This window comes from Rhodocaloribacter sp. (assembly GCF_056451265.1).
The window spans coordinates 1-12,358 of record NZ_JBWOPL010000001.1 but is presented as its reverse complement, the minus strand read 5'-3'; the positions used below and the strand labels follow the sequence as shown (position 1 = coordinate 12,358).

Genomic DNA, 12,358 nt, shown 5'->3' with positions numbered 1-12,358 from the left:
CGCCAGCGCCTCGGGCGACGCCGCCGGGTCGTCGAGCTCGACGCCGTCGAAGCGGCGGGTGTATTCGCGCACCGCCGCTTCGCCCCGCGCGCGGACGTCGGCGAGCACCGGCGCGACCTGCGCTTCGAGCGTCTCGAAAGAGAAGGCCGGCCGCCGGGTCAACTCCGGCCACCGGGACCGTTCGGGATAGAGGATTTTTTCCATCATGGGACGGGGTTCGAAGGGCGTGGCGCGAAGAACGGGAGCCTCCTCACACGCTGCGAAGGGCCACGGGTCACAGGATCATCTTTTCGATGGGCACCACGAGGATGCCCTGCGCCCCGGCGGCCCGGAGGTTCTCGATGACCTCCCAGAAATCGTTCTCATTGACGACCGAATGGACCGAGCTCCATCCTTCCTCGGCCAGCGGCATGACGGTCGGGCTTTTCATGCCCGGCAGGATCTCCGTCACCCGGTCGAGGGCGTCGTTGGGCGCATTGAGGAGGATGTATTTGAAGTTCTGCGCCTGAAGGACGGACCGGATGCGGAAGCGGAGCGCGTCGAGGATGGCGGTCCGGCCGGGGTCGAGGTCGGGGTGGGCGATGAGGAGGGCTTCGGAATGGAAGATCGTCTCCACCTCTTTGAGGCCGTTGCTCAGGAGCGTGCTGCCGGAGCTGACGAGGTCGCACACGGCGTCGGCCAGGCCGATGCTCGGGGCGATCTCGACGGAGCCGCTGATCTCATGGATGCTCGCCTCGATGTCGTGTTCGGCGAGGAAGTCCGAGAGGAGGTTCGGATACGAGGTGGCGATGTGGCGTCCGTGGAGGTCGTCGAGACCCTCATAGGCGTCGGATCTGGGGAGGGCGATGGAGAGGCGGCAGCGGGCGAAGCCGAGCCGTTCGAGCGTGGCGACGGGCTTCCGCTTCTCGGCGACGACGTTCTCGCCGACGATGCCCGCGTCGGCCACGCCGTCGGCCACATAGCCGGGGATGTCGTCGTCGCGGAGGTAGAGGAGCTCGAGCGGGAAGTTGTCCGTCAGGGCGCGGAGCCGGTGGTTGGCGCGGCTGAAACGGATGCCGCACGCTTCGATCAGGCGCACGGAGGCCTCACTGAGGCGGCCCGATTTCTGGAGGGCCAGGCGTAAAGGCGGAGTCATCGAGGTCGGGTTCATGAAGACGCGCGCGGGCGTCGGGGGGCGTCGTCTGCGTTCATGGGCTCGCGTCCATGACGGGACGAAGGCGAACGCAGTGACCGTGTGACGCCGGACCGGGCGTCGGGTTCATGCGCGCGCGGCCGACCCGGCACAGTTCGGCGTGTCTTCAAAAAAGAAGCGGGACCGCCCGAAGACGGCCCCGCTTCTTTCCAAAGCCCTTATGAACAGGGGCGCAGGATCAGTTGCGCACCGGGATGGTGTCGGCGCGGCGGTACTGGCTCGTGCCCTCCTTCTTCGAGGTCACCCCCGAGACGCGGCCCATGCCCAGGGCGGTCAGGCGGCCGGCGCTGACGCCGTTGTCCACGTAGAACTGTTCGACGGCGCGTGCGCGGTCTTCGGAGAGGCCCTGGGTGCGTCGTTCGCCGGGGGCGGCGAAGCCCTCGATGCGCGCGGTCAGGTTCGGGCACTCCCGCAGGATCTCGAGGTTCTCCTGAAGCTGCATGCGCGCCTCCTCGGTGAGCGTGCTCGAGTTGCGGTCGAAGAAGACCGAGTTCATCTCGGCCACGGCGCAGATCGGGTTCTCCCACGGCGACACGGTGATGGTCATCGTGCGGCGGACCGTGCCGCCGCAGTTCGTCGCTTCGAGCGTGACGGTGTACGTGCCGGGGCGGGCGAACGTGTGCGAGGGGTTGGCCTCGGTGGCGGTCGTCCCGTCGCCGAAGTCCCAGCGATACGTGATCGGCGCAGAGCCCTGCACGCTGGCGTTGAAACGGACGGCGGTGTGCGTGTCCGGGTTCATCGTCGAGGCGGTCATCGTCACGATCTCGGCGGCGGTGCAGGCGGGGACGACGGTCACGCGGCACGTGGCCGTGCTGGCGCCGCGCCCGTTGTCGGCGGCGACGGTGGCGGTGAACGTGCCGGCTTGCTCGTAGACGTGCGTGGCCGTCAGGCCCGAGGCCGTCGCGCCGTCACCGAAGTCCCACGTGACGGACACCGGCTGCGTGGCGTCGGCGTTGACCGTGGCCGAGAACGTGGCGCTCTGCCCCGTCACGAGCTCGCCCGTCGGGCAGTCGACCGTGCCCACCACCGCCGGCACGAAGGGGCTCTTGAGGTTGAATTTCAGCCCGGCTCCGATGGTGTTGATCAGGAAATCGAAGCCGCCGAAGCCGTTGTCATCGCGTCCGTCGACGGCGTCATCGGGGAAGGTGACGTTGGCCGTCGTCTCGACGAAGAACGACACCTGCCGGCTCAGCATGACGTCGAGACCGGCGCCGAAGAGGGGGCCGAAAGAGGTCTTGCTTTCCTCCCGAAACGGCCCGTTGGGCGTAGCCGGGTTCCAGACGAGCGTCTTGCCGAAACTGACCTGCGCGCCGGCATGGAGATACGGCGCGACCTTGCCTTCGCTCAGCAAATACCGCGCGAGGAGTTGCACCGTGCTCCGCGTGTTCGGGTCGCCGGTGAAGTCCCGTCCGTCGACAAACTCGGTGACGCCCCGATAGTCGCCGAACTGAAAGCCGAGGCCGAGGCTGTAGCGGGGGTTGAACTGGTAGCCGACCTCGAGGCCGAGGTTGTACGGAAAGCCGCCGTCGAAGAGGTCGCCGTCGAAGTTGAACGGCGTCTTCTCGTTGTCCCCCAGATAGGCCGAGAGGCCCACGCGGGGACGGATGAACACGGTTTCGCTCATGCGCAGGGTCGATTGCGCGAGCGCATCTCCGCCCGTGAGCAAGAGCAGGAAAAAAGCGATGGCAAATCCAGGTAGTACACGTCGTTTCATGTCAAAATCCTCAAAGGTTTTGAGATCACAGGGGGTTGATAAAAAAACAGACTGCACCTCTGGTGACTGCCCGACGAGGATGCCCTGCATCGCCCGGGTGGTGTCGGGTACGCGAACGCCGCACGAATGAGAACAGTACTTCTTGTGAAAGCCGCAACGCCGGAGGTGAAGGGCGAAGGAAAGCCGGCGCGCCGCACGGGAGCGGGGACGTAATCTTTAGAGGGCAGGGTGGGCGCCCCACGGCCCGCAACGTCAAAGTTGCCGAAAAAAGGTTGGAAGGTAAAGGGCGCCCCTGAAAAATTGTGTAAAGAACGACGCAAGCGCTCCCCGGCGGACCGGTCGTCCGCGCCTCAACTGCGCTGGTCGATGGGCACGTACGGCCGGGCGCGCGCGCCCACATAAATCTGTCGGGGGCGATAGATGCGCGTGTTCGGATCGTTGTGCATCTCCTTCCACTGCGCGATCCAGCCGGGCAGGCGACCCATGGCAAACATCACGGTGAACATGTTCGTGGGGATGCCCATGGCGCGGTAGAGGATGCCGCTGTAAAAGTCCACGTTCGGGTAGAGCTTTCGAGAGACGAAGTACTCGTCTTCGAGGGCGGCGCGTTCGAGTTCCTTGGCGATGTCGAGCAGGGGGTCGTCCACGCCGAGGCGAGCCAGCACCTGATCCGCGGAGGCCTTGATCACGCGGGCGCGCGGGTCGAAGTTTTTGTAGACGCGGTGCCCGAAGCCCATCAGGCGGAAGCCCGAAGAGCGGTCCTTCGCCATGTTGAGGTATTTCCGATAGTTGCCTCCGTCGGCGCGGATCCTTTCGAGCATATTGATCACGGCCTGGTTGGCGCCGCCGTGGAGCGGTCCGGAGAGGGCGCTCACGCCCGCCGAGATCGCCGCGAAGAGGCTCGCCCCGCTGCTGCCGACCATACGCACCGTAGAGGTCGAACAGTTTTGCTCGTGATCGGCGTGGAGGATGAGCAGCTTGTCCAGCGTCTCCTCGACGAGCGGGTCGATCTCGTAGTCCTCCGAAGGCACGGCGAACATCATGTGGAGGAAATCGCCCGTATAGGTGAGGTTGTTGCGGGGATAGACGTACGGCTGCCCGATGGATTTTTTGTATGCGAAGGCGGCGATGGTCTTGATCTTCGCCAGCAGCCGCACGATGTTCAGGTCGATGTCCGTCGGGTCATCGTTCTCCGGATAATAAGCCGAGAGCGAGGCGACGATGGTCGAGAGGACGCTCATCGGGTGGGCGCTCGGGGGGAAGCCCTCGAAGAACTTTTTCATGTCCTCGTGGAGCAGGCTGTGATACGTCAGCCGGTGGCGGAAGTGGTCCAGTTGCTCCCGGGTGGGCAACTCGCCCTGGATGAGCAGGTGGGCCACCTCCAGGAAAGACGACTTCTCGGTCAGCTCTTCGATGCTGTAGCCCCGGTAGCGAAGGATGCCCTTTTCGCCGTTGATGAAGGTGATGCCGCTCTCGCACGAGCCGGTATTGCCGAAGCCGGGGTCGAGCGTGACGGCGCCGGTAGTGGCGCGCAGCTTGCGGATGTCGATGCCTTCCTCGCCCTCGGTGCCCACCGTGACGGGAAATTCGTGTTCTTGACCGTGGAGGATGAGTTTTGCCGTTTCCATGTCCATGCAGATTCGGGGTTAGACGGGAGGCCGGACACTGCGCCGCCGGAAGATACAGCACAGGAAGGTATGCTGCCGCGGGCGGTTGGTCGAAGCGTGAAGCCTGTCGGAAGAGCGGTGGCACATCACGAGGAATGCTTTCATAAAACCATTGACGGGTGATCCCGAAGGCGCGGTATCGTACTTTGCGCGCATCGGGAGCCTCCCGCATTCGGTTTCACTCATTGAACGTTCACTAATAGAGTCATTGCGATGCTTAAGATCCGTCATATTCTTATCCCAACAGACTTTTCACCAAGCGCCGAGGCCGCCGTCGAGCAGGGGCTTGACCTGGCCCGGAGATGCGGGGCCGAGGTGCACACGTTGCACGTGGTCGGCATGGCGGGGAGCGAGCCGTTGCAGGCCTGGTTCAACCGCGTGATGGAGGACATGGGAGCCGCCGAGGCGCTCCGCCGGGAGATCGCCGAGCACGCGCACAAGGCGGCGCAGCAGAGCCGGGACGTTCCCCTGCGCCAGGTGCAGGTCGAAGGGCGCGACACGGCCCGCGAGGTGCTGCGCTATGCCGAAGAGCACGACGTGGACCTGATCGTGATGAGCACGCACGGGCGGCGCAGCCTGCTTCACCCGACGCTCGGCGGCGTCACGGGCGAGGTGCTCCGGCACGCCGACTGCCCCGTGATGACGCTGCGCACGAAAGACGAAGACCCGGCTCCGCGTCCCATTCGCCGCATCCTCGCGCCCATCGACTTTTCGGAGCACGCCGCCGCCGCGCTGCGGCACGCGCGCGCCCTTGCCGGCCTCTACGACGCCTCGCTCGCGCTCGTCTTCGTGGCCGAAGAGCGCATCGTGCCCGTCTTCAACGACACGGGCATCCCCACGTTCATGGCGCTGAAGATGCCGCCGGAGGTCGTCGAGCAGGCCGAGGCGGCGTTGCGGCAGCTCTACGAGGAGACGCCCGGCCCCGAGACGCCCGTCGCATTTTACGTGCGGAAAGGGCACCCGGCCCACGAGATTCTGGAATGCGCCGAGGAGGTGGAGGCGGACCTGATCGTGATGAGCACGCACGGCGTCGGAAACGACCGGCGGTTCCTCCTCGGCAGCGTCACCGAGCGCGTGGTGCGGTCCGCGCCGCACGCCGTGCTCACGCTCAAAGCCTTCGGGAAGTCGCTCGTGGAAGCGGACGCCGGGCGCTCTTCCTGATCGGCCGCGCAGCCCGCACGCGCTTCCACTACCCACCGGGTTCCCTCGGAATGCCATGAAAAGGATCGATCCACCCGTGTTGACCGGCTGGCGACACAGGTGCCACGAGATCATCTACGAGGCCGACACCCCCGCCGGCCGCGCCTTCGACGTCCTCCTGATCCTCGCCATTCTCGCCAGCGTGGCCTCGGTGATGCTCGAGAGTGTGGCCTCGATCCGCACCGTGTACGGGCCGCTGCTTTATGGGCTGGAATGGGCCTTCACCATCCTTTTCACCGTCGAGTACCTGATGCGGCTGACGTGCGTGGGACGCCCGCTCCGCTATGCCGCCAGCTTCTTCGGCATCATCGACCTGCTGGCCATCATCCCGACGTACGTGAGCGTGCTCGTGCCCGGGGCGCAATACCTGCTCGTGCTTCGGCTGCTTCGCATCCTGCGGGTGTTTCGCGTGCTGAAGCTGGTGCAATATCTCTCGGCGGCGAACCTGCTCATGGAAGCGCTCCGGGCCAGCCGGCGCAAGATCACGGTGTTCCTCTTTGCCGTGCTCACGATGGTGGTCATCCTCGGCTCGACCATGTATTTTGTCGAGGGGCCGGAGCACGGTTTTACGAGCATTCCACGAGGCGTCTACTGGGCCGTCGTGACGATGACGACTGTCGGCTATGGCGACATTGCGCCGCAGACGAGCCTCGGACAGGCGCTGGCCGCCGTGGTGATGATCATCGGCTACGGCATCATCGCGGTGCCCACGGGCATCGTCACCGTGGAGTTGTCCCGGGCGGAGGGGCGCGGAACTTCCCGGCAGGCCTGTCCCCAGTGCAGCGCCGAGGGGCACGACCTCGATGCGAAATACTGCAAGTACTGCGGCGCGAAGCTCTGAGCCGTGTCCACCTCCGCCCCCTTCCCTCCCCCACGCTCCAACACCCATGCTGCTCGAACCCGTCTGGCAACGCCTCGAACGTGACCTTTTCCCCGTGCCCTCGCGGGAGAACCTGTGCAATCCATACCGGGACCGCAGCGACGGGCTGGACCGCGCGGACGCCGTGACGGTGCGGCGGGCAAACCTGTGGAACTACCTGGCCGCCTATGCGGAGCGCCCGCCCGTCTTTCTGCTGGCCGAGGCGCCGGGGCCGTGGGGCTGCCGGTTCTCGGGCGTCCCGCTCACGAGCGAGGCGCAACTCGTAGACCCGGCCTTCCCCCTCGACGGCGCGCAGTCGAGCCTGAACGAGACGCCGCACCGCGAATACAGCGCGAGCATTTACTGGCGCGTGCTCGGGCCGTACTTCCCGCACTTCTTCACGTGGAACGCGGTGCCGCTCCACCCGCACCGCCCCGGCGAGCCGCTGACCATCCGCACCCCGGCCCGCCGCGAGGTGGCGGCCTTCGGCGACCTCCTGGCGGGCCTGCTCGATCAGCTCCGGCCCCTGCGCATCCTCGCCATCGGGCGGAAGGCGGAATACGCGCTCGCGAACGTCGGCGCGGAAGCCACCTACGTGCGGCACCCCTCGCAGGGCGGGGCGAAGAAGTTCGAGGAAGGGGTGCGCGCGGCTTTCGTGGAGATGGGACTTGCGCAAGGGGGATAAATTCGTTTACGTGTTCCCCTCCGCCCGGCGTCCCGTGAAGGTGAAACGCATGCATCGTACCGACCGTCTGCTCTCCATCCTGCTCGAACTCAAGGCCTCGCGCTGGAGCCGGGCCGCCGACCTGGCGGACCTCTTCGAGGTCAGCACCCGCACCATCTACCGGGACATGCAGGCGCTGGGAGCGGCGGGCGTTCCGCTGACGGCCGTGCCGGGCAAAGGCTACAGCCTGAACGAAGGCTACTTCCTCCCCCCGCTCCGCTTCACGAGCGACGAGGCGATGCTGCTCTTGCTCGGCAGCGACTTCATGGCCCGGCACTTCGAGGTTCCCTACCGAACGGCGGCGCGCACCGCCGGGCTGAAGATCGAGGCCGTCTTGCCGGAGGATCTGCGGGAGACGGCGGCGGCGCTCAAGGAAAGCATGCACCTCGCGCCGGTCAACGTGTTCGACGACCCGTCGGAGCAGGCGGCCCTTCAGACGCTCCGGCGCGCCCTGGCCGCCTCGCGCGTGGTCCGCTTCCGGAGGACCGAGGGCGCGTCCGCCGCCGAGCAGACCGTCGAACCATACGGCCTCGTTCACCGCGTCGACGGCTGGTATCTGATCGGCCTCGACCGGGCGGGCGCGCGCGTCCGCCCCTTCCGGCTTGCCCACATGACCGACCTCACCGTGCTCGACGAGACGTTCGAGCGCCCGGCGGCGTACCGGGCGGGGACCGAGCCGACGGACGAGCCGCGCGAGATCGTGGTGGAGGTGCTCTTCGACGAAGCGGCGGCAAAGTGGGTGCGCCACGCGCCGGGCTTCTTCGTCGAAGACCGCGTGAAGCGCCCGGACGGACTGCTCGTCACGCTCCGGGTGCGACGCGAGGCGGAGGTCCTGCCGTGGCTGCTCGGATGGGGCGCGCACGTCCGGGTGCTCGCGCCCGCCTCCTTGCGGCGGCGCCTGGCCGCCGAGGCGGAGAAGATCGCCGCGCGGCACCGGGACGAACAGATGCTTTTGCTCTGAGACCCGTAACCTCCGGTTCACCCGGCGCACCACGGGGTAGAGGCCCGATGCGAAGGCGCCCGATGCGAAGGCGCCGAAAGCGGCGGCGGCCTGGCCGGCTCATGAGGATACAAACGATTGATTTTTTGACGTTTCACGAGAAGAGACACAGGCGAATGGAAACGCCGATGCGCATTCTGGTCATCATCCCGGCCTTCAATGAGGCCCGTTCCATCGGTCGGGTCGTCGGCGACATTCCCGCGGGGCTCGTCGAAGAGGTCGTCGTGGTGAACAACGCCTCGACGGACGAGACCGAGGCCAACGCCCGCGCGGCGGGGGCGACGGTGCTCCGGGAGCCGCGCCGGGGCTACGGGCACGCCTGCCTGCGCGGCATCGCCTATGCGCGGGAGAAGAACCCGGACGTGGTCGTCTTCCTCGACGGCGACTACAGCGACCACCCCGAAGAGATGACCGCCCTCGTGGCGCCGATCCTCCGGGACGAGGCCGACTTCGTCATCGGCTCGCGGATGCTCGGCGAGCGGGAGCCCGGCGCAATGCTTCCGCAGGCGCTCTTCGGCAACCGCCTCGCCTGCTTTCTGATGCGGCTGCTCTGGGGCGCACGCTTCACCGACCTCGGCCCGTTCCGCGCCATCCGCTTCTCCGACCTGCTCGCCCTCGAGATGGAAGATCAGACCTTCGGATGGACCATCGAGATGCAGATCAAGGCCGTGCTGGCCGGTTTGCGCACGACGGAGACGCCGGTGTCGTACCGGAAACGCGTCGGCGTCTCGAAGATCACCGGCACCGTTTCCGGCACCGTCAAGGCCTCGGCCAAGATCCTGTGGACCATTGCGAAATACGGCGTCATGCCGCGCCGTCGCCGCCGGAGAGCGTCTAAAAAAAGCCCTTCCGGCTTCCAGGGATCTTGACGACCGCGCCGAACATTTCGGGGGCTCCTTCGTTGGAAGAGGACGCACGTTCGTTGTTTGAAACAGAACCTGGAGCACCTCCACAAACCCCGGTCGCACATGAAGCATGATATCTGGTTTAACGGCAAGCTCGTCCCCTACGAGGAAGCCACGGTGCACGTCTTATCGCACGTCATTCATTACGGCACGTCCGTTTTCGAGGGTATTCGCTGTTATAATACCAAGGAGAAAGGGCCGGCCGTTTTCCGCCTGCGCGAGCACATGGAACGGCTCGTCAACTCGGCAAAGATCTATCGCATGGACATCCCGTACTCGCTGGAGGAACTGGAGACGGCCACGATGGAGACCATCGCCAACAGCGGGCTGGAGTCCTGTTACATTCGTCCCGTCGTCTTTCGCGGAATGGGCCGGATGGGCGTCAACCCATTGCACAACTCGGTCGACACGGTGATCGCGGTGTGGGAATGGGGTGCGTACCTGGGGCCGGAAGCCCTCGAACAGGGCGTCGACGTGAAGGTGTCGTCGTGGAGCCGCATGGCCCCGAACACGTTCCCGGCCCTGGCCAAGGCCGGCGGCAATTACGTCAACGCGGCGCTGGCGAAGATGGACGCGGTGCTCACCGGCTTCACCGAAGGCATCATGCTCAACACCGACGGCTTCGTAGCCGAGGGCAGCGGCGAGAACCTCTTCGTCGTCGTCGGCGGCAAGCTCTACACGGCCCCCGTCGGCCTGTCGATCCTGCCGGGCATCACGCGCGACGCGATCATCACGCTCGCCCGCGACCTGGGATACTCGGTCGAGGAGAAGGTCATCCCGCGCGAAGCCCTGTATATCGCCGACGAGCTGTTCTTCACCGGCACCGCCGCCGAGATCACGCCCATCCGCTCGGTGGACAAGTACACGGTCGGCAAAGGTCGGCGCGGTCCGATCACGAAGGCGCTTCAGGAAGCCTTCTTCGATGTGGTTCACAAAGGAAAGGACCCGCACGGCTGGCTCACTCCGGTCCCCGTGGCGATGGGGGTGAACTGATCGCGGCCGAACCGACGATGGTTTTTTCAAAGCGGAGTCATGCTTACGGGCAGGCTCCGCTTTTTTCATGTCGAGACGTTCCGGATCCGTGCGCCCGACCCGACCCCGCTCACCCTCGGCACCTTTTTTCACCTTCCGCGTTTGGGGTACCTTCGGTGCATCCTTTCTCGGTCCTTCTCCGTCGAAAAGCACCATCCGCTTTCCGGTTCATCGAGAAAGATGAACCCCGTACAGTCCCTTCGAGGTAACGTTATGATGCGATCCGATTTTGCTCTTTTCACCCTTCTCCTGTTCGTCGCGGGATCGGTCCAGGCCCAGACTTTCCGTTCGGGCGACGACGCGAACGCGCTGCGGACGGGCTTCGGCGGGGCCGTAGCCGTCGGCGACGGCGAGGTCATCGTCAGCGAACCGCTCAATGCAGACAAGCCCGGCATGGTCTACGTCTTCCGCCGCGACGACGACGGCGCCTGGACCGAGGCGAGCCGCTTCACCGCCTCCGACGCCACCACGGGCGACCGCTTCGGCAACGCCGTCGCCTTCGACGCCGGGACCCTGCTCGTCGGCGCGCCCAAACAGAGCGACGGCGCCGGCGCGGCCTACCTCTTCGTTCGGGACGAGGAAGGCAACTGGACCGAGACGGCCCGCCTCTCTCCCGAGGATCTCGGGGAATCGGACAACTTCGGCAGCGCCGTCGCCCTCTCCGGCGACAAGGCGCTCGTCGGCGCTTACGCCCATCAGAGCAAAACCGGCGCGGTCTACGCCTTCCATCGAGCCGCCGACGGCGCGTGGCGTCTTCAGACAAAGCTCACCGGCAGCGAAGCCGGCCCCGGCGACCGCTTCGGCAGCGCCGTGGCGCTCGACGGAGACCTCGCGCTCATCGGCGCGCCGCGCCAGAACGGCAACGCCGGCGCGGTCTATGCCTTCCGGAACGAAGGCGACGCATGGACCGAAGAAGGCCTGCTCGACGCCGGTATGCTCGAAGGCGACGCGCGCTTCGGCGCTTCGGTGCGCCTCCAGAACGGCCATGCCCTCGTCGGAGCCCCGCGTTATGAGGGCTTCACCGGCGTCGTGTTCGAATACGTGTACGACGACGCCATGTGGGAGCGGAGCGGCATGCTCACCCCGTTCGACGCCGCCCCGCAGACGCGCTTCGGCACGTCGCTCGCCCTCAACGGACCCGATGAAGTATGGGTCGGCGCGCCCGGCGCGGGCCGCTTCTCGGGCGCCGTCTACGTCTTCCATCGCGACAGCGAGAACGGCCCGTGGATGAGCGTGACGAAACTCGCCGCCGAGGACGGACGCAGCGGCGACTTCTTCGCCGGCTCCGTGGACGTCCGCGGCGACCTCGCCCTCGTCGGCGTCGTCGGGGACGACAGCGGCGAAGGCACCGCCGCCGTCTTCGAACGGGACGACGCCGGCACATGGCGCGAGACGGCCCGCGTCTTCAGTGAAGACACCGGTATGGCCTCGCTCACCGGTGGACTGATCTCGTGCGCCGAGGGCCACGCCGCCGACTTCGACTGCGACAACGTGGACCTCGTCTCCTTCCTCTCCGTCAAGGATATCGGCGGCGGGCGCGGCGTGCATACGAACGACCTCTGGGGATGGACCGACCCCGAAACGGGCAAAGAGTACGCCCTCGTCGGACGCACCGACGGCGCAGCCTTCGTCGACATCTCCGACCCGTATCACCCCGTCTACCTCGGCTCGCTCCCGCTCCACGAAGGCGCCCGCCCGGCTGCCTGGCGCGACATCAAGGTCTATAAGAACCACGCCTACATCGTCTCCGACGGCGCCGGACCCCACGGCATGCAGGTCTTCGACCTCACCCAACTCCGCAACGTCTCCAACCCGCCCGTCACCTTCACCGAGACGGCCCACTACGACAAGATCAACTCCGCACACAACATCGTCATCAACGAGGACACCGGCTTCGGCTTCGCCGTCGGCGCGAGCATGGGCGGCGAGACGTGCGGCGGCGGCCTCCACATGATCGACCTCCGCGACCCGGAGCACCCGAGCTTCGTCGGATGCTTCGGCCATACGGGCACGGGCCGGCAGGGCACGGGCTATACGCACGACGCGCAGTGCGTGACGTACCACG

11 protein-coding genes are annotated in these 12,358 nt (G+C 66.3%); 7 read left to right on the top strand and 4 right to left on the bottom strand.

Annotation, left to right across the window (positions count from 1 at the left end):
• The 4 genes from AC1HIY_RS00055 to AC1HIY_RS00040 all read right to left on the bottom strand — a co-directional run.
• A partial coding sequence (locus AC1HIY_RS00055; protein WP_479574657.1) for a histidinol dehydrogenase occupies nucleotides 1-207 on the bottom strand: 207 nt, incomplete at its 3' end.
• Between the two features lie 67 nt (nucleotides 208-274).
• Nucleotides 275-1,135, bottom strand: coding sequence for an ATP phosphoribosyltransferase (hisG, locus tag AC1HIY_RS00050; RefSeq protein WP_479574656.1), 861 nt, complete (start codon nucleotides 1,133-1,135; stop codon nucleotides 275-277).
• 235 nt (nucleotides 1,136-1,370) lie between these two features.
• Nucleotides 1,371-2,906, bottom strand: a complete 1,536-nt coding sequence (locus AC1HIY_RS00045; protein ID WP_479574655.1) for a PKD domain-containing protein — start codon at nucleotides 2,904-2,906, stop codon at nucleotides 1,371-1,373.
• A gap of 350 nt (nucleotides 2,907-3,256) precedes the next feature.
• A complete protein-coding gene (locus tag AC1HIY_RS00040; protein ID WP_479574654.1) occupies nucleotides 3,257-4,534 on the bottom strand; it encodes a citrate synthase in 1,278 nt (425 codons plus the stop codon).
• A gap of 252 nt (nucleotides 4,535-4,786) precedes the next feature.
• Here AC1HIY_RS00040 and AC1HIY_RS00035 point away from each other — a divergent pair, with 252 nt between their 5' ends.
• From AC1HIY_RS00035 to AC1HIY_RS00005, 7 genes are all read left to right on the top strand, one after another.
• A complete protein-coding gene (locus tag AC1HIY_RS00035) occupies nucleotides 4,787-5,734 on the top strand; it encodes a universal stress protein (RefSeq protein WP_479574653.1) in 948 nt (315 codons plus the stop codon).
• A gap of 55 nt (nucleotides 5,735-5,789) precedes the next feature.
• Entirely contained in the window at nucleotides 5,790-6,614 is an 825-nt protein-coding gene (locus AC1HIY_RS00030; RefSeq protein WP_479574652.1) for an ion transporter, read from the top strand.
• Nucleotides 6,615-6,660: 46 nt separating this feature from the next.
• Entirely contained in the window at nucleotides 6,661-7,317 is a 657-nt protein-coding gene (locus tag AC1HIY_RS00025) for a uracil-DNA glycosylase (RefSeq protein WP_479574651.1), read from the top strand.
• Nucleotides 7,318-7,366: 49 nt separating this feature from the next.
• On the top strand, nucleotides 7,367-8,317 hold the full coding sequence (locus AC1HIY_RS00020; protein WP_479574650.1) for a helix-turn-helix transcriptional regulator: 951 nt from the start codon (nucleotides 7,367-7,369) through the stop codon (nucleotides 8,315-8,317).
• A gap of 155 nt (nucleotides 8,318-8,472) precedes the next feature.
• Entirely contained in the window at nucleotides 8,473-9,225 is a 753-nt protein-coding gene (locus AC1HIY_RS00015; RefSeq protein WP_479574649.1) for a glycosyltransferase family 2 protein, read from the top strand.
• Between the two features lie 99 nt (nucleotides 9,226-9,324).
• A complete protein-coding gene (locus tag AC1HIY_RS00010; RefSeq protein ID WP_479574648.1) occupies nucleotides 9,325-10,254 on the top strand; it encodes a branched-chain amino acid transaminase in 930 nt (309 codons plus the stop codon).
• 252 nt (nucleotides 10,255-10,506) lie between these two features.
• Nucleotides 10,507-12,358 (top strand): choice-of-anchor B family protein (locus tag AC1HIY_RS00005; RefSeq protein WP_479574647.1); only part of this gene is annotated, 1,852 nt, incomplete at its 3' end.